This window comes from Pauljensenia sp. C0170B5 (assembly GCF_056590195.1).
The window spans coordinates 24,734-48,968 of record NZ_JBWPVR010000004.1 but is presented as its reverse complement, the minus strand read 5'-3'; the positions used below and the strand labels follow the sequence as shown (position 1 = coordinate 48,968).

Annotated in this window: 18 protein-coding genes; 7 read left to right on the top strand and 11 right to left on the bottom strand. The window is 56.5% G+C overall.

The window, feature by feature from the left end; translation table 11 throughout:
• Positions 1–76: 76 nt before the first annotated feature.
• Complete coding sequence (locus AC1EJZ_RS06635; protein WP_480294328.1) at positions 77–1,549, bottom strand: hypothetical protein; 1,473 nt, start codon at positions 1,547–1,549, stop codon at positions 77–79.
• A 254-nt stretch (positions 1,550–1,803) separates the two neighbouring features.
• Here AC1EJZ_RS06635 and AC1EJZ_RS06630 point away from each other — a divergent pair, with 254 nt between their 5' ends.
• Together AC1EJZ_RS06630 and AC1EJZ_RS06625 are read left to right on the top strand one after the other, a co-directional pair.
• Entirely contained in the window at positions 1,804–3,324 is a 1,521-nt protein-coding gene (locus tag AC1EJZ_RS06630; RefSeq protein WP_480294327.1) for an asparagine synthase-related protein, read from the top strand.
• 36 nt (positions 3,325–3,360) lie between these two features.
• On the top strand, positions 3,361–4,446 hold the full coding sequence (locus tag AC1EJZ_RS06625) for an acyltransferase family protein (protein WP_480294326.1): 1,086 nt from the start codon (positions 3,361–3,363) through the stop codon (positions 4,444–4,446).
• Between the two features lie 44 nt (positions 4,447–4,490).
• Here AC1EJZ_RS06625 and AC1EJZ_RS06620 read toward each other — a convergent pair whose 3' ends face one another.
• Together AC1EJZ_RS06620 and AC1EJZ_RS06615 are read right to left on the bottom strand one after the other, a co-directional pair.
• Positions 4,491–5,732 (bottom strand): hypothetical protein, encoded by a 1,242-nt coding sequence (locus tag AC1EJZ_RS06620; RefSeq protein WP_480294325.1) that lies wholly within the window; start codon positions 5,730–5,732, stop codon positions 4,491–4,493.
• 140 nt (positions 5,733–5,872) lie between these two features.
• Positions 5,873–8,428: an FG-GAP-like repeat-containing protein gene (locus tag AC1EJZ_RS06615; RefSeq protein ID WP_480294323.1), complete on the bottom strand. Its 2,556-nt coding sequence runs from the start codon at positions 8,426–8,428 to the stop codon at positions 5,873–5,875.
• Between the two features lie 132 nt (positions 8,429–8,560).
• Between AC1EJZ_RS06615 and AC1EJZ_RS06610 the strand changes: the two genes are divergently transcribed.
• Complete coding sequence (locus AC1EJZ_RS06610; protein ID WP_480294322.1) at positions 8,561–10,762, top strand: acyltransferase family protein; 2,202 nt, start codon at positions 8,561–8,563, stop codon at positions 10,760–10,762.
• Between the two features lie 83 nt (positions 10,763–10,845).
• Here the strand turns inward: AC1EJZ_RS06610 and AC1EJZ_RS06605 are convergent, their stop codons facing one another.
• From AC1EJZ_RS06605 to AC1EJZ_RS06595, 3 genes are read right to left on the bottom strand one after another with little or no spacing between them, the layout of a single operon-like run.
• Entirely contained in the window at positions 10,846–11,877 is a 1,032-nt protein-coding gene (locus tag AC1EJZ_RS06605; protein WP_058237054.1) for a Gfo/Idh/MocA family protein, read from the bottom strand.
• Between the two features lie 5 nt (positions 11,878–11,882).
• Entirely contained in the window at positions 11,883–13,004 is a 1,122-nt protein-coding gene (locus AC1EJZ_RS06600; protein WP_058237055.1) for a DegT/DnrJ/EryC1/StrS family aminotransferase, read from the bottom strand.
• The gene (locus AC1EJZ_RS06595; RefSeq protein ID WP_480294321.1) at positions 13,004–13,666 is read right to left on the bottom strand and encodes an acyltransferase; all 663 of its coding nucleotides are present in this window, start codon (positions 13,664–13,666) and stop codon (positions 13,004–13,006) included. The genes AC1EJZ_RS06600 and AC1EJZ_RS06595 overlap by 1 nt, the downstream gene beginning before the upstream one ends.
• A gap of 124 nt (positions 13,667–13,790) precedes the next feature.
• Between AC1EJZ_RS06595 and AC1EJZ_RS06590 the strand changes: the two genes are divergently transcribed.
• The 4 genes from AC1EJZ_RS06590 to AC1EJZ_RS06575 all read left to right on the top strand — a co-directional run bounded on the left by AC1EJZ_RS06590 (position 13,791) and on the right by AC1EJZ_RS06575 (position 18,320).
• A complete protein-coding gene (locus tag AC1EJZ_RS06590; protein WP_058237057.1) occupies positions 13,791–14,465 on the top strand; it encodes a glycosyltransferase family 2 protein in 675 nt (224 codons plus the stop codon).
• A 5-nt stretch (positions 14,466–14,470) separates the two neighbouring features.
• On the top strand, positions 14,471–14,962 hold the full coding sequence (locus tag AC1EJZ_RS06585; protein ID WP_257525480.1) for a DUF2304 domain-containing protein: 492 nt from the start codon (positions 14,471–14,473) through the stop codon (positions 14,960–14,962).
• A gap of 288 nt (positions 14,963–15,250) precedes the next feature.
• Positions 15,251–16,435, top strand: coding sequence for an LCP family protein (locus AC1EJZ_RS06580; RefSeq protein ID WP_480294319.1), 1,185 nt, complete (start codon positions 15,251–15,253; stop codon positions 16,433–16,435).
• Between the two features lie 262 nt (positions 16,436–16,697).
• Entirely contained in the window at positions 16,698–18,320 is a 1,623-nt protein-coding gene (locus AC1EJZ_RS06575) for an LCP family protein (protein WP_480294318.1), read from the top strand.
• Positions 18,321–18,506: 186 nt separating this feature from the next.
• Here AC1EJZ_RS06575 and galE read toward each other — a convergent pair whose 3' ends face one another.
• The 5 genes from galE to AC1EJZ_RS06550 all read right to left on the bottom strand — a co-directional run bounded on the left by galE (position 18,507) and on the right by AC1EJZ_RS06550 (position 24,057).
• Complete coding sequence (gene galE / locus AC1EJZ_RS06570; protein WP_092648732.1) at positions 18,507–19,502, bottom strand: UDP-glucose 4-epimerase GalE; 996 nt, start codon at positions 19,500–19,502, stop codon at positions 18,507–18,509.
• Positions 19,503–19,663: 161 nt separating this feature from the next.
• Positions 19,664–20,245 (bottom strand): 5-(carboxyamino)imidazole ribonucleotide mutase, encoded by a 582-nt coding sequence (purE, locus tag AC1EJZ_RS06565; RefSeq protein WP_058237060.1) that lies wholly within the window; start codon positions 20,243–20,245, stop codon positions 19,664–19,666.
• A 186-nt stretch (positions 20,246–20,431) separates the two neighbouring features.
• Positions 20,432–21,631, bottom strand: coding sequence for a 5-(carboxyamino)imidazole ribonucleotide synthase (locus tag AC1EJZ_RS06560; RefSeq protein WP_074026257.1), 1,200 nt, complete (start codon positions 21,629–21,631; stop codon positions 20,432–20,434).
• 196 nt (positions 21,632–21,827) lie between these two features.
• Complete coding sequence (locus tag AC1EJZ_RS06555; RefSeq protein WP_480294317.1) at positions 21,828–23,153, bottom strand: HAMP domain-containing sensor histidine kinase; 1,326 nt, start codon at positions 23,151–23,153, stop codon at positions 21,828–21,830.
• A 223-nt stretch (positions 23,154–23,376) separates the two neighbouring features.
• Positions 23,377–24,057 carry a response regulator transcription factor gene (locus AC1EJZ_RS06550; RefSeq protein WP_058237062.1) on the bottom strand — a complete coding sequence of 227 codons (681 nt, stop codon included), beginning with the start codon at positions 24,055–24,057 and terminating at the stop codon, positions 23,377–23,379.
• Between the last annotated feature and the right edge of the window lie 178 nt (positions 24,058–24,235).

The window sequence follows — 24,235 nt, the reverse complement described above, 5'->3', positions numbered from 1 at the left end:
ATCCCCCGCAATTCTTTCACCTCCTCAGATAGAAGATTCTCTCGTCTTCACCGGCATTTCACCGTCCTAAGTTCTTCTAACGTGAGTGTCTTGAAACGTACCAACCGTACCCATAACAACTGAGATAGAATATTGGCCAATTGAGCCTCACTATTCTCTTGATATTAGACTCGGGTGTGAAGCCGAAAGAAAGAAGCTTCGGGTCTAGCTGCTGGAAGAGCGATTTATGGAGCTCCTTGCGGACGCGTTGTTTTCGCGGGACCTTGATCCATTCCAAGATAAGTTCTCGACAGTTTGACAGTGTAAGCATGTTCACACCACACATGCCATAGGTAATATCACTTTGAGTAGCCCATCTACAGCAGTCCTGTTCCCAGGCTAAAACATCAAACACATCATTTCCACAATTTTGCCTCACGTCCCTAAGATAGAGTCCGAGTATCTGCAAGGCTGGTTTGCCGCTATTGTAAATACGGGAACGAACAAAGGATGGCGAAGCGAGTCTATCGGGAACGTTATTACCCGTAACACTTTTACCTATTTGGTCGATTATATTCCCGTTGAGAATCGCTCTATTACCGAATGTTTTTCTAATGGTAAGCGCTAGATTAAGCGAATAATCAGTTGCATCTCTACCGACAATTCTTTTATAATGGCTCTTTTCAGATTCCTCCATACGGGAGTCCATGACTATAGAGTGCGGCACGCCATAATATTCAGATATCACATGAGAAATCTTCAAATCCGGCGTTTCATCCGTGAATGAAGGATGCCGGAAGGTGAATGTTGCCGGGTTATCACCCAGTTCCTTCATAAAGGCAAAATTAATCCTACTGTCATATCCAGCAGTTAACGGACACAGCAAGTCATAATACTTATTATATTCTCGATATATATTCTTCATAAGAAGAAGCGTTTTCACTACGACCTCATCGAGAGCTGTCCGTCTGACCAGACCCGGGGTCCTCCACACACGTTCGGCATATTGTTGACGAACATAAAGTATATGATTCGGGAGAAGAATTCTGACATGGTCAAAGCTGGTCACATTGTTCGGAAGGGGCTGACCATCAGGAGCATTCGTTGTAATCTTGACCATCTGAGAATCCGAACGGTTGCTCACATAAGCACCTACCAGATTCTCTGACACACCACAGGCCACCACAGGATCCTCGTGAGTATAGAAGACGGACATACTGCATGTCGCGTCCCCCCAGACTACCTCTACGCCATCAACACTTAAGTAGACGACGTATTTGCCTGCGAGACGGTTACACAGCTCATATGCGTACTTGATTCCCGACTCGGCTGCAGCCTCTAGAATCATCTGCGGTATTTCGTCACGGGATCGCTCACCATGCGCATCAACACAAAAACCAATAACAACAGCCTGTGAGGACCCTTCCGCATTTGTGAATTCTCTGCTCTCAGTCTTCTCGGTTGTATTGAGAAATAGAGAACCAGCGAGCTCTTCCGACTGGGCAAAAGCTTCATCAGGCTCCTGGGTAATTGAATAAGCAAAAACTGCGTCGCCTGGTATCTCCAGCATGAACTGTCCTCCTGCATATCTCACTGGCAAGTCCGCGAGTCTAGCAAGACAATACTCTATATTGTCTAACCAGTTTAGGTCCCGTCACACAGAACTGAAGCAGTACTTGTGGTTCTCTTCTGTATGATGTTGACTGCGATTCCTGCTCTTCCACATTCGCTCGTCGAAGGGAGCGTTTAATGAAGTTTTTCGATCTCAAACTGACATCCCCCCGGTGGGTCACAGACTCTTCAGGCAGGCTCCACGTCTGGTCAATGTCCAGCGATACGCAGCTCATCATGCAGATGTTATCCAGTGGCGTAAATGAAGACATTTTGGCGAAACTTCCTGGCCACTGGACCATCGTCGATGAGCGAGAGGAAAACCCGATTATAGCCAGTGACCGGATTCGTTCCCATCCGCTTGCCTATGCATTTGTTAACGGAACGTGGTTAGTTACCGACGACTTCGAGGCTACTCGCACATTGAAATCACTCGAGCGGAATGACCAACAGGCTCGGATATTTGAGAGTACAGGCTTTTGTATCGGCCCTTACACTCTCGCAGAAAGCATTTGTTCAACTGAGGCCGCCCACTACGTCATCCTTAAGAAAGATGGGGAGAAAGAGTCTCGCCTTTACACGCGATATGCCTTCTCTCCAGACAGTGTTACCGATGCTGAAGAATTTAGTGACTTATTCAAGCATGCGCTCGATAGCAGCATAGGGCGCCTCCTCGACGTCGTCGGGGAAAGGCAACTTGTCATTCCTCTATCCGGAGGGCTCGACTCACGGCTTCTCGCATCCTACCTACGGTTGAAACATGTCGAAAATGTGATCGCATTTACGTACGGAAAAGATGACAGCGATGAAGTCAACATCTCGCATCTGGTTGCAAATGAATTAGGAATTGACTGGTTTGTGGTCCCCCTTGATACTTCAAAAGTCCACAAAGCTGTGACAGGATCTGATTTCGAGCACTTTCTCAGAAAAACCTGGAAAGGAACATCACTCCCACACATTCAAGATTGGTATCCACTTAGTGTTATTAAAGAAAACAAGCTCGTCGAGGACGATGCTGTTTTCCTGCCTGGCCATACGATTGTCGGCAATATGCACGACGAAAATCTTTGCGAAAAAGGGCATTCGTACAAAGAGATCTTGGCCGCAATAACTAAACACCACGCTAATCTTCAAGGCTGCTATCATGCCATTGGCCGCGATCCGGTTTGGCAAGCAGAACTTCAACGAGCAGCTTTAGAAATTGGTTCCAGAAATAATCCCCGAGCGACACAAGAGCTTATCGAATGGTTCAACCTCAGGGAAAGACAGGCTAAATATATCAATAATTCAATGTCGACGTACGAGTTCTTTGGCTATTCGTGGGCACTGCCGATGCTGGACCATGAATTTTGGATGCTATGGCTAAAGGGCGGATCGCACCTGACTCTTACCCGCGAATGGTATTCAAGATTTACCTCCCATCTTTATCAGGAAGCAACCGGCCGTGACGCACGGCTATTTCATCAGGCACCCATCCGACTGACACCCGCCATAAAGCGTCCCCTACAAGCCGTAGCAAAAGCTACGCGTGCCGACAACTTTATTGCCAAGTATCGTTCAGTCCGCATTATGATGAACCATCCTATGGCTTTCGAAGCTTATTCAAGTTTTTCACGCCTACAGCAGCTCCGCGCATATCTGTGCGGGAAAAAGCAAGTCGGGCTATGGGCAAAGGAATTCGTGGAAAAAGGGTGGTGTGGGCATGAGAATCTACTTCCGCCAGCCGACCAATAGATCTCGCTTCCTATTCTTAGTCATAAGGAATTGCCGATGCATAAACGCCTTGATTCCCTGACCGGCTTACGATGGTGGGCAGCATTTGGCGTCTTCGCATACCATATGGCGAATCTGGCACCCCTTCGGCATCAGTCGCTCCTGAACGTGGGATATACGGGTGTTTCATTTTTCTTCGTTCTTTCCGGTTTCGTCCTCACTTGGTCAGCCGCGCCGTCAACGGGCATTCGACAATTCTGGTGGAGAAGATTCGCCAGGATATGGCCGGCCCATCTCGTGGCATTGATACCCTGTCTTTTCGTTTTCTATTCTTTTTCCACACCGCCTGATGATCAGTCCTGGGTCAAGCAGTTCTCACTTCCAGTCATTGCACTGTCAATCATCTTGCTCCAGGGATTTTCCACCCAACCTGCGGTACTGTTTTCAGGAAATCCCGCGGCTTGGACTCTTTCGTGTGAAGCGTTTTTCTATTTCCTTCACCCTTTAGTGAATTCGCGCACGACAATGAAAAAGAAAACTGCTTTCGCCCTCCTCACGTGCGCCATTGGAGTAGGTATTGTCATGTGCCTGCTTCGTGCGTCAGAACTCGTCATTTCCCCTCCGCTGGAGAGAGTCTGGGAGTTCTTTCTCGGAATGGCGCTCGCGCACCTATTGCGCGCTGGTGTACGCTTTCAGCTTCCCCCGTGGTCTGTCTACATCATGATTGCTGGCGTCATCGCCTTTTACTGGCTCCTGAATTCTCGATATCATGACCAATCAAGCCCTTTCATCAGCTTCTTAAGGACTTTCACACCCGTCATCCTGGCACTCATCTACGCCTTGATGATTGCCATCTGCGCATCGGCGGACATCGAGGGGCGCTATTCGCCCCTGAGGCACCGGTTCCTCGTGACAGGCGGTGAATGGTCGTATGCTTTTTACCTCGTCCACGCTACTGTCCTCTATTCCTTCAAGAGCTTCACTGGACTCATTCCGTGGGGAGTGTGGACTATCCCTGTGTGGTGCGTCGTATTCATCATCGCGCTTGCTGCGGCCGGCGGACTCCACTTATTGATCGAAAAACCTCTGGAAAGGAGGCTTCGTAGGTGGGGCGATTCTCACCTTTCACCTAAGGCATTCTGAGCCGAGGCCGTTTGAAAACGGAAGTGCTTTCAGCAACCGACCATTCAGTCAATGGGCTTTTCAAGAGCCCATTGGACTAGCGGCGCGCCCGATTCTTTTCCAAATGAAGGAATCGCTGTCATCAAATGGCCTCCGCTGAAGGGAACAGAAAATCCCTCGTTAGCGCCCAGGGCGGTAATACTATCGGTCATCAGGTCCCATCGATACATTTCAGAGCCGACATTTCCTGACCCATTGCCCCATACTGCGACTGAATCGTTCAACGATAACGCAATTCCATCGGACTTTTGATAGACCCACCCCGTGAAAGCATCCTTTTCACGATCGAAGCGCCCCAGCCAAGAACGCGCGGAGCATTGATCCTGGAAAACTATCACAATAAAGTGTTCGTCGCCCGCAAGCCACTGTACTTTGAAAAAGTCACCTGTCTGAATTTCAATATCGTGTCGGCTCGGCTTCGCCCAGTGAAGGGTGAATACGTCAGATTCTGACTCTGGTCCGTTCCCGGTCGTGTCACGAATCCATCCCACGTCTGTACCAATGGCAGCGGGCAAACGCCCCTGTTCGCCCGAGACGACAGTTCCAGGATTGTTCAACGCGACCTGGAGGATTTGTTCCTCATATGCATTGTCCTGTCCATCGGCCGGGAGCACAGCTGGTACATACGCATATGTGCCATCGAAAGCAGGTGGAACCCATCCGGAGGCGACGGGAAGACTGCTCTGACCAGTCAGCGCCCATGATGAGAGCAATTCGGTCGCCATCTTCTGACCCGTCAGCGGCGCTCCCATCACACGCCACGCCATGGACCACGCGTTGGACGGCGTCCCGTCGAAAAGCTGTTCGGTCCATATCGCGTGGCCACGTGCGATTGTCCCTGCAAGAGGAGCCGGCGTGAGCGCGGTAGGCGGTTGCTCCGGCAGCAGTTTCGTCGACACAAATGGATAAAACTTCTTGCCTTCAATGATTCCTACATGAGTCGGACTGGAATGTTCAGCACGCGGCAGTTCCTGCGCAACCGCCAGAACTTCGCCCCTTTCGCCCATGCCGATCATTTGCAGTGGAGATCCGCTGTCAATAGTCGACCCGACAGTCGTGCTTCGGAAGAGGGCGATTGCTTGCGAGGTCGTATCAATAATGACAGATTCCGTCGAGATCGGTTCGCCTAAGACAGCCAGCACTGCACGAGAAATATCAGCGGGTTCACGCGCCTGTCGGTCACACGTGCTGGGATCCCGCAGACCTCCTGCTGCGGGCAGGGATTGCGGCTCGCTTTGCTGAGCCACACCGGTATTCTCCTCAGGCGCGCCCGATTGGCCATGGTCGCTCTGGATACTCCCCGTAAAGGAACTTGTACATGCGCACAGCCCCGACATCGCAGCACACGTTAGTGCTCCAGCTACAAACTGCAGACGGGTACGGCGCATCAATACACCATTCCATGGCCGCCGACGCCATAATTGCCGAGGAAATTCTCCGCAAAACGGTTAGCGTCAAAGTAATCAAAGTAACGCTGCGCGCTATATCCGGTAATGGCAGATCCAGGCCCTCCCGGATCAACAAACCCCACTGTCGCATTTGATTTGTGGTAGCGATACGCAACAATGATGTGCGAACTGGTCCCAGTGTGACCGTTATAGTGGGGGCCTCCATAACTCTCAATCGTGTCCACCAGAACCGGGCGCCCTGTCTGAAAACTGTCGAGAACCTTGCTTCTGAAATCCCACCCACTGGGGAATGTTGTCTGTCGGTAGGACTGAGTTCCCATCCATCGGTTCAGGCCGACAGATAACCGGTGGTGTTCCCACGATGTTCCACCTGAGGCACCACTTCCTACTGCCGCGTAGCTTGAAGATGCGAGATTCCAAATCGATAAGCTGTGCGTCGCATAGCGAGATTGCTGGTAACCCAGGTAATTGAGAACCATGTACATCGACGTCGGCCCGCACGTTGATCCGTCAGGTTGTCCCTGCCACGAAATGGGATGCGTGAGCCACTGATCGGTTTCCTGTACCCGATGAGCATACGTCGGTTTCGGTAAGGGAATACTCCTGAAGGAGCGGTTAGTTCCTCTGTAGGTGAAAGAGTACAGGTGCAGGATCCCTCGCGTGTCCACAGCAACAAGCTCCTTGGATGAATGCGAGGTATTTCCAACAAGAAGTGGCGACATACTCTGCCATCCCCACCCTATGAGTCGTGGTGGTTCGAAGCGCCCGCTCTGGCTCTGCTGAAGAACGTACAGGTGACCATTGTCATCACGGGAGATGAGATCTGAACGACCCGAGCTATTCCAGTCATCTGCAGAAAAAGCATGAGAGAGCAGGTCATCGACTTTTCCGAGGTTGCGTGGCGGCAGGAACGTTCCTTGGCCATTTGTCGAATAGAGCATGAGACTTTGATCAGAGTCCAATGCGTAGATAGCCGGGTGGTGATTCGGCCCATTGCGTAGCAACCAAACTTTCGCGAAGCTGCCCCACCCCTGACCAACGTAGTACGGCGCAAGGAATCCACCGCGTGCATCGCCAGGATACAGTCGCAGCCTTCCATCTGGCATGCGGGCTAATATATCGCTGCGATTGTCCCCATTAAAGTCAATTCCTGTGTAAATGTCTCGAACTGCATTCCACCCCTGACCAATAACGCGCGGACTGCCAAAGCGAGTAGATGAGTTCATGGGATAGAAAGTCAGCTGACCATTCGAATTAACCAAAGCGAAATCTGCATGGCCATTCCCATCAAAATCGCCCATCGAATACACCCTTGACTGCGGCCAGCCCACTCCGATCATTTCGTGGGTCGACAAGCTAATGTCGTACCACACGTCGTCAGGTCCAGGAGATTCAGGTGCTGGATGCGACGGCTCCGAATCACTTGATCCACTCAAGCCTGCAACCTTCACAGAATAAAGAAGGCCGCGAGCATCGGCAATATCGATACTCCCCTCACCACCGCCCGCATAACCGTTGGACTGGGCGAAAACAGGTGCCTCGAAAGAGGTTTTCAACGAAGCGTACGACGAATAAGCCAGTCCATCGGTCGTCGCATGCATATTAACGTCACCATCTGATGACAGGCAAATAATCGATGAATGACCCGTGTCGAAAAGATCGCTCGCCGGGAATGGCGCGCAATGATGATTCGGGAAACTCCCGGGACGAGGCGCTTTCCACGTTCCTTTACCATCTGTTCCGTATACGCTCATCTGGTTATCTCTGAAAGCGAGAACTGCTGCATTGCCACCTGGACCACGCTGAATCGCAATCAACCGATCAAAAATAGCCCAACCCTGTCCAACCTGTCTGGATGCCTTGAAAGATCCTGATCCCGACCCCGGGTACAAAACAAGCGCCCCATTGGGGTGAACGCCCAGCACATCTGTGTGGCCATCACCATCAAAGTCGATGCCAGCCATCACATGCGGCAGTGTTGCCCATCCTTGGCCGACACGTTGACGTGGTTGAAAGGTTGTGGGAGAGGAACGCGGATACAGCCACAGCGTTCCGTCACCCGTGACAAGAAACAGGTCGCCGCTTCCGCTGGCGTCAAAATTCCCGGCGTTGTATATGTCCCCGACAGTCCAGCCGTTGCCGATGACTTCTGTTGACTGGACGGACACGATGCCGCCGTCATGTGATCTCACAGAAGTCTGGGGCGAAAAGTCGTCAGGTGGATCTTGCGGTTGAGAGGAATCTTCTTCGCGAGCACTGGTCTCTTCTTCAAGCCCGCTGCCTTCAGGATCTTTCCACTCATCAGCTTGGCCAATATTCCCAGCCTCCTCAGGAGCGCCTTCTACCGCACCAGTATGTGCTGGATCCTCAGAAGAAGATGTCGACCTGTCTTCTTCGGTCGATGTTCCTTGGCTTCCTGCCGTCTGGTCGTCTTCCAAGTAGTCGCTATCCGTTGCGAGAGCGGCGACGGGCATACTCGCAGCCGCAAGAGAAAGGAAAACAGCGGCACTGAAATAACGAGCGATTTTTATCATTCCACCTCATATCATCAACGTGCTCATAGCATTCTAATATGCACATATTGGCGGTTCTTCAGGTCACTCAGGGCAAGTCCCCCACATAAAGGACAGCCAAATGTCACATCACTTTCGCCCTTTCCAAGCCGCATGACGATACGCTTTCTGATCTACCCCGTGATAGCTTCGATAATTGTCAATGTTGAAGCACACCCGCGTTCGGCATTGAGCCGCGAGCGCCCACAAGGCCCTTCAACGCCTCCTCATGTAGCCGCGCAGCCCATCAAAGCGTCTCCCCGTCGCTTCGATATCCAGGGTCTGCGGGCGATCTGCATGGTGCAGGTGCTTCTCTACCACGCATGGCGCATCGGCTCCCCCATCGGTGTTGACGCATTCATCATGATTTCCGCTTATCTGATGACATCCTCATTCGTGCGTCGTTCAGAAGCCGGACGCATGCCGTTTTTCCTGGAGCGCTGGGCCAACACATTCAAGCGGCTTCTTCCGCCCCTCGTTGTCACTGTCTTCGCCACCGTTATTGCCTCCTTCATCATTCTTCCGCGCTCACGGTGGATCGAACAGGCCATCCAGGGATTCGCGTCAGTGAACTACTGGCAGAACTGGCGCCTGGTGTCGGTTGCCGCCGACTACTACGCCAATGACTCTGGGCTTGCCAGCCCCCTGCAGCACCTGTGGTCCATGTCAATGCAGGGCCAGGTGTTCCTGCTCTGGCCATTCCTCATGACGTTGTGTGTTCTGCTGGCACGCAGGAAGCGGCACCTGATTCGCCCTGTCGTCTGCGCTACATTCACGCTGCTGACCGTTGCGTCACTGACGTGGCTCCTGACAGCGGCCCCAGATGACACGAGCATTTATTTCGATACACGTGCACGAATCTGGGAGTTCTCCCTCGGCTCAGCAATCGCAGCCGCAGCGCCATGGCTCCGTCACCTGCGCCCCTGGGGCCGCCTGATGTCATGGGTGGGTCTGGTCGTCCTGCTGATCTACAGCCTGGTGAGCATCGGCACCTATCCAGGTCCCATGGCCGCAGTCCCCATGCTCGCGGTTTCCACAATCCTTCTCTTCCCCAGCAAATCGCCTCGCTCAGCCGCAGCATTTCTGTCCACGCGGCCGCTGCCGAATCTGGGTGACATTTCCTACGCCGTATATCTGGTTCACTGGCCCATTTTCACGCTCACCCTGGCTGCCTTCGGCCAGCACCGACTCACGGTGGTCGAGGGACTGCTTGCCATCGCAGTGTCCATCGTTGTTGCAATAGTTCTGACCCATGCGGTCGATGATCCGGCGCGTAAGGGTCGCTGGGTCAATGCACGTACCCGCAACAAGGCGATCGTGGCGTTGGCAAGCGTTCTGGCTGGAGCTGTGCCTCTGGCCGCCACGTACTGGACTCTGCATGTCAAAGCTCAGGACGACCTGATGAACCTCACGGATCTGCAGAATAATGTGGTCTCCGAAACTCACCCCGGTGCCACGATTTTCGACACGAACAGTGAGAGCACATACTCCGCATCTGACAGCGATGCGACCACTGACGGCAACATGCAGCCGGTTGTTTTTGACGAGGATCCGCTGCCCAGCCCGTTTGCCCTGGACAAGCAGTGGGCCTCGTATTCCAATCCGTGTGACGCGGATGGACAGCGCCTGTTCAACACTGACGACGGGTCGTGCCGAACCTATGCGGCAGATGACCAGCACTCCGAAGGCCACATTCTGATTGCCGGAGATTCTCACGCTGAACAGATGATTCTAGCGCAGGTCAGCATGTTCCTGGACGCGGCACAATGGAATGCGACTGCCGTCCTGCAGGGCGGGTGCTCGTGGGGAATGCCGGACAGCTACGAGGGGACCTGTCAGGAACGCAACCAGAATCTGCTGGACTACATGGACATGCACGACTTCGATGCGGTGATGCTGGTCAGTACGGCCGCTTCTCCTGATTCCCCTGATGAAAGCCTGGTCAGCGGTCTGGAAGACCTCGTCACCTACCTGAATGAGCGTGGCATCCCGGTGATCGGTGTGCGCGACAATCTGCGCTCAGAGCAGAACCTGTTTGACTGCTCTGATTCCAATCCAACCGACGGGACGTACGGCGGATGCCTGTTGGAGCGCGCTGCGTATTTCCCTGACGCTGATCCGAGCGACCAGCTCAGCTCCAGCCTTGACTTCACGCAGATTGACATGACGGATCAGGCTTTCTGTTTCGATCAGGTGCGCCCGACCTTCATCGGAAACATTTCCGTCTACCTTGACGACACTCACGTCACGCTCGACTATGCGAAGACAATGGCTCCCGCATTCAGCAGGAAAGTTGGTGAGATTCTGGGCGCATGAACGCCCTCGCCAATCCACATGGAATGAACGAGGGCGTCCGGCGGTCACCAAGTTAAGTGGTGACCTGATAAGTGCGTCAGTATTCAGTTGTCGAAGTGCACAACCTCATTGGATGAAGCGGACTTCAGGATTGCTTCGACCACGCGCAGCGCAGCAAGGCCGTCATTCATCGTGACGTGCTCATCGCCAACGCCCCAGATGGCGTCGCGGAAGTGCTCCTGCTCCACGGCGATCGGCTCACGCTTGGTCAAGGCGTATCGCGTCATGGTGCCTTCGGACACTCCGCGGAATGCGGCGATCTGATCCCACTGGACAGGCATCTGGCCGTTTTCGAAGAAGGTCAGATCCCCCATCACGGTGTTGGCGACCAGCGCGCCATGTTCGCCTGTGACGATCGTGGTGCGGTCCTTGTACGGGGTGAGCCAGTTGACCAGGTGGTTGACCAGCACTCCGTTGGCGAAACGACCCGACACCGTGACCATGTCCTCGTGTTCACGCCCCGACCGGTACGCGGTCTGTGCGAATAGTTCGGCATAGGTGGAGCCGGCGACCCATGCGGCCAGATCCACGTCGTGAGTGGCCAGATCCTTGACAACACCCACGTCAGAAATGCGTGCAGGGAATGGGGACTGGCGACGCGTGACGATCTGGTAGACCTGACCGAGCTGGCCGTCCTGAACGCGGCGACGCATCTCCATGATCGCCGGGTTGCAACGCTCCACGTAGCCAACAGCGCCGACAAGTCCTGCTGCGTTGAACGCGTCAGCCAGACGCTGCCCGGCCTCGACACTTGCGGCAAGCGGTTTTTCAACCAGTGTGTGAACCTCAGCTTCAGCCAGTTTGAGAGCCGCTTCCTCGTGGAAAATGGTGGGGACAGCGACAATGGCGGCGTCAATCCCGGTTTCGATCAGAGCATCAACGTCTGGAAGAACTGGCATGTCGCCGGCTACGCCGAAGCGGTCACCGCTGGGATCGGCAATGCCGACCAGTTCGAACCCTTCGGTTGAGCGTGCATTGCGCACGTGGTGACGTCCCATCGAACCGATGCCGAGGACACCCACGCGAATAGGCTGTCCTTTTTCGATGCGATGCCGCTCAGGTGCTGATGATGTCATGCGACTCACGCTCCAGCCTTGGCGCATGCGGACACGGCCTCAACGATGCGATCCAGGTCTTCAGCCGACAGGGAGGGGTGAACCGGCAGGGAGACAACCTCGCGGGCAGCCTTTTCCGTGTTCGGCAGTTCAAGACCCTCAGCGTAGGGTGCCAGGGACTGCAGGCGGTGATTCGGGATCGGGTAGTACACGCCGGAGCCGACCTGCCATTGGTCTTTCAGTGCGTCGCGGAATGCATCACGTTCCTCGCCGGTCGCGCCTTCCAGACGGATTGTGTACTGGTGGTAGACGTGTGAGTAGCCTTCCGGCACGGTCGGGGTGACCACTCCGTTCACAGAGGCGAGACCCTCGCTGAGCTTTGCAGCGTTCTCCTTGCGGGTCTTCGTCCAGCCTGCGAGTTTCTTCAGCTGTGTGCGACCAACAGCAGCAGCCACATCAGTCATACGGTTGTTCAGACCGACCAACTCATTGGCGTACTGCTTTTCCATGCCCTGGTTACGGATCAGGCGGCAGCGGCGAGCAAGCTCATCGTCAGCGGTGGTGACCATGCCGCCCTCAAGGGACGTCATGTTCTTCGTCGGGTAGAAGGAGAAGGATCCCCAACTGCCGAACGTACCCACCGGCTTGCCGTTGATCGACGCGGCGTGTGCCTGAGCGCAGTCTTCGAAGACCAGCAGATTGTGCTTCTTGGCGATCTCAAGGATGGCTGGCATGTTGGCCGGCAGGCCGTACAGGTGCACGACCTCGATGGCTACGGTCTTGTCAGTGATTGCAGCTTCAACGCTGGCCGGATCGAGGGTGAACGTGTTGACGTCAATATCAGCGAACACAGGGTTGGCTCCGGCGATGGCAACAGAGTTGCCGGTGGCAGCGAAGGTGAACGACGGAACGATGACTTCAGAGCCTTCCGGCAGCTGTGAGGCCAGCGTGGCGACGTGCTGAGCTGATGTGCCGGAGTTGACGGCCACGCAGTTCACGCCTGCGACAACCTGCTCAGAGAATTCTTCTTCGAAAGCCTTGACCTGAGGGCCCTGAACAACCATTCCGGTTGCGAGCACATCGTCAACAGCCTGACGCTCGTCGTCACCGATCAGTGGCTTTGCAGGCGGGATAAATGCACGTTCCATTAGTGAGAAACCTCTTTCAACGTTGTCTGTCCATCACTTGATTGTTCTTCGTAGTACAGGTCACCAGTCAAAGGGCAGCGGTACAGTGTCTGCCCCTCGTTCACCGGTTCGAGAGCGCTGCGAGCGCCCTCGTCAATGTCATGTCGATCCACTGGTTCAAGGCGTGCGCCCGAGCGGCCGACCCACCCAATGCGCCTGGCTGGCACGCCGGCAACAAGGGCGAAATCAGGGACGTTCTTCGTGACGACTGCTCCGGCAGCGACTGTGGCCCATGCGCCGATCGTCACGGGCGCCACGCACACGCTGCGAGCGCCAATTGCGGCGCCTTCCTTGATGGTGACGCCAACCGGCTCCCAGTCAGATGCAGATTTGATGGTTCCATCCGGGTTGACGGCCCTGGGGAAGTGATCGTTGGTCAGGACTGCTGCCGGACCGATAAAGACACCATCGGCAAGGGATGCGGGCTCATAGACAAGGGCGTAGTTCTGCACTTTGCAGTTGTTCCCCATGTGAACGCCCTCGCCAATATAGGCACCACGGCCAACGATGCAGTTTTCACCGATGTGAGCATCTTCGCGTACCTGGGCGAGATGCCAGATGCTGGAGCCTTCGCCAATGGACGCGCTCGATGCAACATCGGCAGTATCAACAATTCTGGGCATATACCCTCCTGACGTACTGTAGCCACTTAATCATACGCACTCACAGCCCAAGATCACAGGCACCACCCGCACACTTCGGCAATGCGCAGGCAGAGCGTGCGCACCGGTGTGGAATAATGCCAGCATGGAGCGATATGAGGACACGTGGCTGATTGTGCCTTTATATAACGAGGCCACAGTTGTCGGACAGGTGATCCAGCAGGCGCGGCGCACGTTCCCGAACATTGTGTGCGTGGACGACGGGTCAAAAGATGATTCCGCCAGACAGGCGCGTCTAGCCGGGGCACACGTGGTGACGCATCCCATTAACCTCGGTCAGGGCGCGGCGCTACAAACTGGATTCGAATACTTCCTCACCCGCACCGACGGCACCTACGCCGTCACCTTTGATGCCGATGGACAACACCGCGTCGAAGACGCAGTGGCAATGCGCCGCACCTCAATCGATACCGACACGCCGATTATCTTCGGCTCCCGCTTCCTTGAAGGTCACGTCGATATTTCCAGTTTCAAGCGTGTGGTGCTGAAAACGGCAGCGCTGGTGACTCGCGTGCGCACCGGAATGAAACTGACCGATGCGCACAACGGTCTGCGATTACTGCGCCGCGACGCTGTCGAACACGTGCATTTGACGCAAAACCGTATGGCACATGCTTCTCAAATCGTTGCCCAACTGGCGCGTTCAAAGATGAAGTGGCTGGAATTTCCGGTCACGATCATTTACACCGACTACTCGCGCTCCAAGGGACAGTCACTGCTGAACTCCATTAATATCCTCGTCGAATTGCTGATGGGGTGAGCGACATGTTGACAAATTACTGGCTTATCAAGCTACTCCTGCTGGCGGGGCTGCTACTGCTGGCATGGTTCGTCATGCGTCCCATACGCAATCCGAACCAACTGGCGCTCAAACGCCTCGGCATGCTGCTGATGATCGTCTTTGCAGCATTCGCGGTGCTCTTTCCCGGTCTGCTGAACCGTCTGGCCGCCTGGCTGGGCGTGGAGCGAGGCATCAACCTCCTGCTCTACGCGTTGGTTTTGGCTTTCTTCATGCAAGTTGCCACGACGTATCGGCGCGATGCCGATACGGAAAAACGTTTAACTCAGTTAGCTCGCGCTATCGCGCTGTCAACACACCCGCCGCTTCCTCACTATCGTGATGACGATGCATATTCTGGGACAACCTCTGACAGCGTTTTCCCTGCCGATGCCAAGGATTCAACGGAACCTGTGCCAGATGGCGATGAAACGAAAGATGCCGGCGCCCCCCTCGACAATGACGCTGACGACAAGTAGCATCGGCGGTCAATCTGGGCAACGACGGCGCTTTGACCTCGGGCTGCGTACGCTAGCACGCCAGGGGCCGCATACGCATGGGGAACGACACGACAAACCTTGCAGTCTCAATAACGTTTGGATAACGATTCTCCGGTACAATCACACTTAATGAGTACAGCCAAACGATTCCTTGCGTTTCGCGCAATGCAACATAGCGCCACTGAAGTTCGATACTTCAGCGCGATTCGCGCTGTCCTCGGCGTGCTGGTCTCGCTTGTATTGTTAGCAGGCTGTACAGGCTTCTTTGTGATTAAAGATTTTCGTGACCAACTCTCCGAAAACATCATCGATATCAGCGATTTCGACAAGGGTGGCACGACCGACGAAGAGAAACCACCAGGGGATCCTTTCGCCGGCAAAGCACTGAACATTCTGGTTTCCGGCATTGATTCGCGTAACAACGCAGACTACGCGTATGGCGATCCCGACGAGATCGACACCATTCGCTCAGATACCACGATGATCGTGCACATCTCGCAGGATCGCTCGAGGGTACAGGTGGTGTCGATTCCGCGCGACCTGATGACGACGATCCCCTCATGCCAGTCAGCCGAAGGCTACGAGACCTACGAACACTATGGCCAGTTCAACTCTGCCTTTGCTGACGGGGCAGGCAAAGATGACATCGCCGGCGGGATCGCATGCACGAAAGCGACTGTCGAGTTATTGACAGGACTTGAGCTGGACGGGTTCGTAGTCGTCGATTTCGCTGGTTTTGCGCATATGGTGGACGCGCTCGGCGGAGTCTGGTTTGACGTTCCTTCACACATTGAGGACTACAAGTCGGATATCTACTTTGATCCGGGCTGTCAGCACCTCGATGGGCGGCGAGCTCTTGATTATGCGCGCGTGCGCTACGGAGTGGAGGATTCTGACGGGTCCGACATTGAGAGGATCAGCCGACAGCAAGCACTCGTGGGTGTCATATTCAACACACTACTGTCCAAGAACTTCATCACCGACATGCCGGCATTGCTGTCGTTCCTCAAGCAGACTCTGGCGGCGCTCAAGATGTCCAGTGAATTCGCCGACATCACTGATGACGCGGGACTGCTCATGTCACTGGCAAGTATCAGCCGTGAAAACATCCAATTTCTCATGATGCCGAACACGCCAGATGACTACGACCCCAACAGAGTCGTCGCAGTTGAGCCCGACGCCACCGAGGTGTGGAACGCTCTTGCCAACGATGAGCCGTACCCACCTGGCAGCGAGTACCGCGATGGCAACGGCGTGATGCGCACAGTCCCCTACCCTGAGGGCGATGGACAGTCCAGTGATGACAGCTCCGGGGCATTCGACGACTCTGATAACACCGAGATTGACGGCGGTAATGCAACCAACGAGGCGCCGGGCCCTGACCCGCTGTCAGAGGATCTCTCAGATGAGTCAGCTGAGAGCACCCCAAGTTGTCCTCCGACCGGCCACTAAACGTCGAGCCGATACGTTTCGCACGCGTCCTCGTCTTTTTTGTTGTGCCGAGTGGTCGCGTGCAAGCGACCACTCGGCACCATACTGAGCGACAGGATTTGAGACACCGATCAGGCATACGAGCACCTTGAGCCCAATACAACGTAAATTAGACACCGGTACCCATTGGCGTGCCGCGAAGTCTCTCGCTTCTATGATGCTTTGCATTCTCGATTGCATGCGACGCACTGCCGAAGAACTCAACGAGTAAGGAATATTCGACGTGACAGACCATCCCCCGTCATTTGCACCTGACCCGGGTCGGTCTCGCCCTCGCGCCAATGATGCGCACAAAATCTCCGAGCATCGCCGCACGCCAGATGCGCAGCGCTCGCCAGGCCGCAGTGCAGCGAGCCACCTGCGCACAACATCCGATGCTCCCGCAGATCCGAACCCCGCGGCCACACCTCAGCGCCGTTCCTTCCGTGATCCGTATGCTCGCCGGGGTACTCCTGACCCATCATCCAGCTCTTCTCGCGTCCAACAGTCCGGAGGAAGCAGCGCTACTCACGCTGATTCACATTCGCGTGCAGATCGTGGCGGCCCTGTCCACCTGGGCCGTGCGTCCTCACACAGCTCCGGCACCCATTCCTCACAGCAATCCTCCGCTCACAATCAGCCGGTGGAGCCAACTAGGCGCATGCCATCACACACCACGCCGCGCAATCAGCGGCACCAGCCACCCTCGTTCCTGCCGGCCGACCAGGTGCGTCAGCTTCAATCTCAACGCGCTGCGCTCTCTGGCACCAACGATGACGGGACGCCCGCGACGCCGCGCCAGCAGGCTTTTCATCCGCCACGCCAATGGACGATTCCTGAGCGTTCGCATCCAGCGCAACAGTACGGCTCGTCCGGCCCATATGGCTCCTCAGAGCCCTCCAGCTCATCCGCGCGCGACCGCGCACGCCCGCGACGCCGGCGTCACAGGCGCTGGCCACTCGTCCTCGTCATCATTCTGGTGCTCATCATCGGATGGCCGGCATTCCTCGTCTGGGATGCGAACCAGCACCTCGGGCGAGTTGACGCACTCACCACGAACGCGGACACTCCTGGCACCACATACCTGCTCGTCGGTTCAGATTCCCGGGCCGATGGAGCCGTCGCTGACGGTACCGAGGGCGCTCGAGCCGACTCGATTCTGCTGATCAACGTCGCGCCCAACAGTCAGGCCACCGCAATTTCACTGCCTCGCGACACGTACGTGTCGGATCCGGACTACGGCGACATCAAGCTCAACGCAGCCTACTCCCTGGGAGGTCCCAACCAGCTGGTCGCAACGGTCGAATCGCTTACCGGACTCACCGTGGATCACTACGTCGAAATCGGAATGGGCGGCGTGGGAACAATCGTTGACGCGCTGGGGGGCATCAATTTGTGCCTCGACATGGACGTGAATGACGAGCTGTCCGAGCTGAACTGGCAGGCCGGATGCCACGACGCCGATGGTCGCACCGCGTTGGCATTTTCACGCATGCGTTATTCAGATCCGCTCGGTGACATCGGCAGAGCCGAGCGCCAACGCCAGGTCATCACCAAGACCATCGGGACGGCCCTGTCCCCCAGTGTCCTGCTCAACCCGATAGCCACCCTGAGAGTTGAACGCGCCGGAGCGAGTTCACTCACCGCCGACAAGTCCGCATATTCAACCGACCTTGCCCGATTGGTGTGGGCATTCAAGTCAGCCAGTGACGCCCAACTCATGGGTGCACCGCCCATCGAATCCATGGGCTTTGAAATCGGATCTGGCTCAGCCGTTTTGCTGCGCGATACAACTGCGCCCGAGTTCTTCGCCAAAGTCGCACGCGGCCAGATCACGCCAGAGGACCTCAACCAGCTTGACGGGTAGGTCGCTAGTGCGGTCCACCTTGTAGTCGGCCGACACTCAATGGTGCGCGCCACCTGCAGACTAAACGAGCGCCACCGCGTGCGCACGCTCCCCTATCCTTGGCGGCGACATGACAAAGCCGCCCTCGTCACTGTCGAAAACACCAATGACGAGGGCGACCCGTGAGCCTGTAAGGTCCGCCGGCTCCTACTTGCTGGCGGGAACCTCAAAGTGACGAGGGCCGGCCTGCCACGCTTCCCAGGCGGAGCTGAGGATGTCATGGACATCCAGTTCGGGCGTCCAGTTCAGGTCCTTGCGGATACGGGACGAATCGCCGATGAGCTGAGGCGGGTCGCCGGCGCGGCGATCCAGCTCCTCGACCGGGAAATCCCAGCCCGACACTTCGCGCAAACCGTCTATGATCTCGCGAACGGATGTGCCTTTCCCAGTGCCAACGTTGAACACGCGATGTTCCGGCTTTCCATCTTCAAGAGCATCAAGTGCAGCGATGTGTGCCTGAGCCAGGTCGCGCACGTGGATGTAGTCGCGGATGCAGGTGCCATCCGGCGTGGGGTAATCTGTGCCGAAGATCTTGGCGGACTCGCCCTTGGAAATGCGATCCAGCACCATTGGAATCAGGTTGAGGGTCGCGGGGTCTTCCAGGTCGTTCCACCCCGCACCCGCCACGTTGAAGTAGCGCAGGCCGATCCAGTTCAGGTCCCATGCGCGTTCACAGTCCGCCATCATCCACTCGGCGATGAGCTTGGTCTCGCCGTATGGGTTGATTGGTTTCTTGTCGATGTTTTCGGGGACAACCTCGACGGGCGGCATGCCATACACCGCGGCAGAGGAGGAAAAGATCATGCGGGTGACGCCTGCATCCTGCATCGCCAGAAGCATGTTGGCCAGGCCACCGATGTTCTGTTGGTAGTACCAGGCGGGGCGCTCCACCGATTCGCCAACCTGCTTGCGGGCGGCGAAGTGGATTACTGCGTCCACGTCCTCATCGACCATGGCGTTGGTCAGAACGCCGCGAGCTTCATCGGATGCGCAATCGATTTTGATGAGTTTCGCGTCGCCGATACGGTCAGCCGTTCCATACGACAAGTCGTCGACGACGATGACGCGTTCACCGCGCTGCTGGAGAAGCCGTACTACATGTGCGCCGATGTAGCCGGCGCCGCCACATACAAGAATACTCATGCCACTACTGTATTACGGATATGCATGCCAGGTCACGCGCGTGGTGCGTGACCGTCCGACGAACTCTCAGTGTGATTCGAAGGGCGGCGCGCATCGGTCCGAACGCTGGGCCAGATAGATGCAGGTACTGGTTGGTGGATCGACAACGGTAGTGAAAGGTGTTAGTGCTTCTGGCCACCCAGTTCATCGCGCAGGCGTGTTCCTTTGTTCATGGCAACTGCGCGCAGATCCTGCTGGAAAGCTCGCATGTGGGCGCGAAGATCGGCAGCAGCCTCGTCGGTACCGACGCTGAGGATACGTACCGCCAACAATCCAGCGTTTCGTGCACCGCCGATTGACACCGTGGCGACCGGGACGCCAGCAGGCATCTGCACAATCGACAGCATGGAGTCCACACCATCCAAGTGTTTCAGTGGTACCGGAACACCGATGACGGGCAGTTCGGTGAGCGCTGCGAGCATGCCAGGCAGATGCGCTGCACCACCGGCACCTGCGATGACGACACGCAGACCTCGTTCGGACGCTGACCTGCCGTAATTCACCATGTCTTCAGGCATGCGGTGCGCAGAAACGACACCGACCTCACAGGCGATGCCAAACTCTGCAAGGGCATCAACGGCAGGTTTCATCGTCGGCCAATCTGAATCCGACCCCATGACCACCCCGACCAGTGGATTCTGACCGGTTGGGGTCACGATAGGAAACGCGTCGCCACCCTCGCCGCGCCGAGTGGTCGCTTGCATGCGACCACTCGTGGATTCCTCTGATGGTTGTAGGTTCATGGTGCTCCGTGTCCTCTCGTGTTGTTCATTGGTGCTTTGCGCACTCACAGCGCGCCGCCACCTCATCATCAGGCAGACCCCTGTCTTAATCTCAACGTGCCACGCCGCAGAGCGTCGCCCTCGTCAATGCCGACCAGTGTGACGGGCCTAGCCGTCCTCCTCCTCCGGCTCGCCGAACAGCGCATCGACCGCCGCCTGAGCTGCGGCCTGAGCTTCTTCCACCGTAGTCGCAGATACGTTGACATGTCCGAGCTTCCGGCCGGGTCGCACCGACTTGCCGTACAGATGGATCTTTGCTTCCGGACTCGATGCCAAAGCCTGAGACAGGCCCTCGCTGGGATCGTGTCGATTCGACCCCAGTAGGTTCACCATGACCGTGGCAGGCGCCGTCATTCGCGTGCTCCCCAACGGCAGGTCGAGCACAGCGCGAAGATGCTGTTCAAACTGACTGGTCACAGACCCGTCGATCGTCCAGTGACCCGAATTGTGCGGTCGCATGGCAAGCTCGTTCACCAACACGCGCGCACCGTCAACCCCATCAGCAACAAAGAGTTCGACAGCCAAAACACCGGTGACTCCCAGCTCAACTGCAATACGCTCCCCAAGATCTTCCGCCTGCCGGGCAAGCTCGGCAGAAATACCTGGTGCAGGCACCCGCACAATGGAGCAGACTCCGTTGTGTTGGATCGTCTGAGCAACTGGCCATGAGCGCACCTGACCGGATGGATTTCGGGCGACGAGGGCGGCCAGCTCCACCGTGAATGACACCTTTTCTTCAGCAAGGAGCGGCGCTCCACGGTCGAACCAATCGTCAACACCATGAGCATCGCCGACAACCCGCACGCCATGACCATCATAGCCGCCAACCGGTGTCTTCACGATGACCGGCCATCCAACCGCGTCGCCAAATGCTGCCAGTTCCTCGGGTGTGGTGACCTTCGCCCAACGGGGGCACGGAATCCCGGCGTCAGTGAGGCGTTCACGCATAGCGAGCTTGTCCTGCGCGTACAGCAAAGCCGATGCAGGTGGATTGATTGCAATGTCGGATCCTACTTGCCTGAGGATGTCCTGCGGAACGTGTTCATGCTCGAACGTCAGCACATCCGCGCCGCTGATGATCGTGCGCACAGCATCGATGTCCGAGGGGTCCCCCACCACTGAATGCACAACAACTGAGCCCGTTGCACCATCCTCAGCTTCAACCAGCGCATGTAGGTCGATTCCCAGTGCAATGGCACTTTCCTGCATCATGCGCGCCAGCTGACCACCACCAATCACAGCGATGACAGGGCGAGGTGCAGAAGGCGCTGGCGCACCGCTAGGTGCCCCGGTGGTATGAGACGCCACGTGACCATTTGGCGCTTCGAGGTTGTCGACGGCTGCTGCCGTGTTTGCGGATTCTTCGACTGGTGACTGCGCAGTATTTGATGAGCTCACACATAGAATCTACCGCTCACCCGCGGCTTCGTCACATCCCAGCGCACTAGGGTTGTGTGTGCCGAGTGGTCGCTTGCACGCGACCACTCGGCACACACAATAAAAATCAGAAGCGCCGCGAGCGCCTTCCCATTGATACCAGGGGTCCCTGCGGCATGACTCGGTCGGGGTCAATCGATGCGGGAATGGCCGCGAGTGACACGGTGAATACCGGTGGCGCTGCCTGCGTCAGTTCCAGTCGCCCGCCCATCGCTTCGGTCAGGTCGTGCGCTAATCCCAGCCCAATTCCACTGGACCCGTGACCGGATACGCCGTAGTCAAAAATCTCGGGAGCCAGTTCCTCAGAGACACCCTCGCCCTCGTCACTCACATCGATCATCACACCGCGCTTCGTGGGTGACTTGCGGGAAACCACTCGCGTTTCGCCGGCACCGTAACGCAAGGAGTTTTCGATCAGTGTTGCCAGCACCTGCCCGAGCTTCGCTGCATCGGCCAGCACCGAAGCACCCGATTCATCGGTGAAAGTCAAAGTCCGACCGGCCTGCGTGAAAGCACTCTCCCACTCTTCGCGAGCCGTGTTGAATATTTCCACCACATGGATAGCCTCCGTGTGCCCGCTGGTGCGTTTGGACGTGTCGAGCAGGTCCGTCACCACGGTCGTCAAGCGCTCGACCTGTTCAAGACAGCTGGATGCTTCTTCACGCACTTCGTCTTGCTCAGCGATCATCTCGATCTCCTCGAGCCGCATCGACAGAGCCGTCAGAGGCGTGCGCAGCTGGTGAGAAGCATCAGCGGAAAAACGGCGTTCTGCCGCCAAGCGCCCCGCCATGCGCTCTGCTGTTCTGGCCAGTTCATCCTGGACCAAGTCAATTTCCTCAATGCCGGATGGCTTCACTCGCGCACGCACCATACCGGCGCCAATTTGCTCGGCCTGAGCAGCCAGATAAATCAGCGGAGCGGACAGTCGGCGTGACAGCCGCTTCGCCAAAGCCCAGCCAACTAGCATCGATAGTGCTGCACCACCGATGAACAGGACAATCACACCGATAACGCGACGTATCGCGGGCATCGCGGAAGTTTCCATCGTCACGATCGTCCCCAGCGAAGATGATTCCGACGACCTGAGTTTAGGGCCCGAGATGGTCTCACCCACCACGATTTCCTCCTGCCCGCGCGCCTTCGCACGTGTCCACGCATCAGCCTCTTCCACGACCAGCGGTTTCGCCCAGGCTTCAACCAGATGCTCAGAAATCTGCGTGCCCTCCGAAATGCGGCGGTCAGATGCCCGCATGAGGGATTCGACGCGCGCGTCCAGAGCATTTTGCTCACTTTGCCACGCCATGATGGAGCCGATCGTCGCACCCGGAATACCCATCAGCAGGACAACGACTGCTACGGCAGCCAGGATCATTTTTGCTGCTCGGCGTCTCATCGTTCCCTCCAATCTTGGCGTCAGCCCATCGTTTTGTGCAAGCGCTGACCGGTTGCACCGCAACGTGTCGACACTGGCTGACTGCGAGCACGTGCATGCGCCGGCAGGGACTAACAGGCGTCAGCGTTGGCTCACTGCTAGGATGAGCATCCACCAGTAGGCCACGCCAATTCCAAACTCAGCGCAGCAAGGGGAGCGCAGCAAGGCTTCGAGCAGGAGCGGCCTAGTGACCGTTCTTTTCGAAACGGAAACCCATTCCACGCACGGTTGTGATATAGCGCGGCGACCCGGCATCGTCTCCGAGCTTGCGGCGCAGCCACGACACGTGCATATCCAGCGTCTTGGTCGACCCTGATGGGTCAGACCCCCACACTTCACGCATCAGCGCTTCACGCTCGACCACGTTGCCGGCTTCACGTACCAGCACTCGCAGCAGCTCGAATTCTTTGGCAGTCAGATGCAGTTCACGCGATCCGACGAACGCCCTGTGTGCAGAGACATCGATTGTCACGTCCTGAGCGCTGATCTCATCCTCTGACACGTCACCGACCGAGCGGCGCAACAAAGCGCGCACACGAGCCAGGAGCTCAGCCAGGCGGAACGGCTTGGTCACATAGTCATCGGCACCGGCATCCAGGCCTACGACCATGTCTACCTCGTCAGTGCGAGCGGTCAGAATCAGGATAGGTGTGGTGCGGCCTTGCGAGCGGATTTCACGCGCAACCTCAAGGCCGTCAATGTCAGGCAAGCCCAAATCGAGGACAACTAGATCGGCGCCGTCAATCTCATTGAGAGCGCCTTTACCAGTGCCATGAGCTCGGACCTCATAGCCTTCACGCCCAAGGGCGCGAGCCAGAGGCTCGGAAATCGCGGGATCGTCTTCGACGAGCAGTACTGTAGTCACGGCTTAATGGTACATCCTAGGAGCGCTCTTTCACATTACTTGACCTTTTTCATCTCAATTTGCACCGTTCTTTAACGAGGAGAACGCGGCCTTTGAGCGAGCGAGGTCACACCGTTGTCTCACGTGGCAGGTGTTTTGAGCAGGCCGGAGGCGAAGGCAACGAGATGGAATTTTATGC

What these genes read in the sequence shown, in the direction of transcription:
- AC1EJZ_RS06595 (WP_480294321.1), bottom strand. Translation starts at nt 13,666, where the DNA reads ATGCCCAGAATTGTTGATACTGCCGATGTTGCATCGAGCGCGTCCATT.
- AC1EJZ_RS06615 (WP_480294323.1), bottom strand. Translation starts at nt 8,428, where the DNA reads ATGATAAAAATCGCTCGTTATTTCAGTGCCGCTGTTTTCCTTTCTCTT.
- AC1EJZ_RS06605 (WP_058237054.1), bottom strand. Translation starts at nt 11,877, where the DNA reads ATGACATCATCAGCACCTGAGCGGCATCGCATCGAAAAAGGACAGCCT.
- AC1EJZ_RS06610 (WP_480294322.1), top strand. Translation starts at nt 8,561, where the DNA reads ATGACGATACGCTTTCTGATCTACCCCGTGATAGCTTCGATAATTGTC.
- AC1EJZ_RS06625 (WP_480294326.1), top strand. Translation starts at nt 3,361, where the DNA reads ATGCATAAACGCCTTGATTCCCTGACCGGCTTACGATGGTGGGCAGCA.
- AC1EJZ_RS06555 (WP_480294317.1), bottom strand. Translation starts at nt 23,153, where the DNA reads ATGAGACGCCGAGCAGCAAAAATGATCCTGGCTGCCGTAGCAGTCGTT.
- AC1EJZ_RS06585 (WP_257525480.1), top strand. Translation starts at nt 14,471, where the DNA reads ATGTTGACAAATTACTGGCTTATCAAGCTACTCCTGCTGGCGGGGCTG.
- AC1EJZ_RS06590 (WP_058237057.1), top strand. Translation starts at nt 13,791, where the DNA reads ATGGAGCGATATGAGGACACGTGGCTGATTGTGCCTTTATATAACGAG.
- AC1EJZ_RS06600 (WP_058237055.1), bottom strand. Translation starts at nt 13,004, where the DNA reads ATGGAACGTGCATTTATCCCGCCTGCAAAGCCACTGATCGGTGACGAC.
- galE (WP_092648732.1), bottom strand. Translation starts at nt 19,502, where the DNA reads ATGAGTATTCTTGTATGTGGCGGCGCCGGCTACATCGGCGCACATGTA.
- purE (WP_058237060.1), bottom strand. Translation starts at nt 20,245, where the DNA reads ATGCAAGCGACCACTCGGCGCGGCGAGGGTGGCGACGCGTTTCCTATC.
- AC1EJZ_RS06630 (WP_480294327.1), top strand. Translation starts at nt 1,804, where the DNA reads ATGTCCAGCGATACGCAGCTCATCATGCAGATGTTATCCAGTGGCGTA.
- AC1EJZ_RS06635 (WP_480294328.1), bottom strand. Translation starts at nt 1,549, where the DNA reads ATGCTGGAGATACCAGGCGACGCAGTTTTTGCTTATTCAATTACCCAG.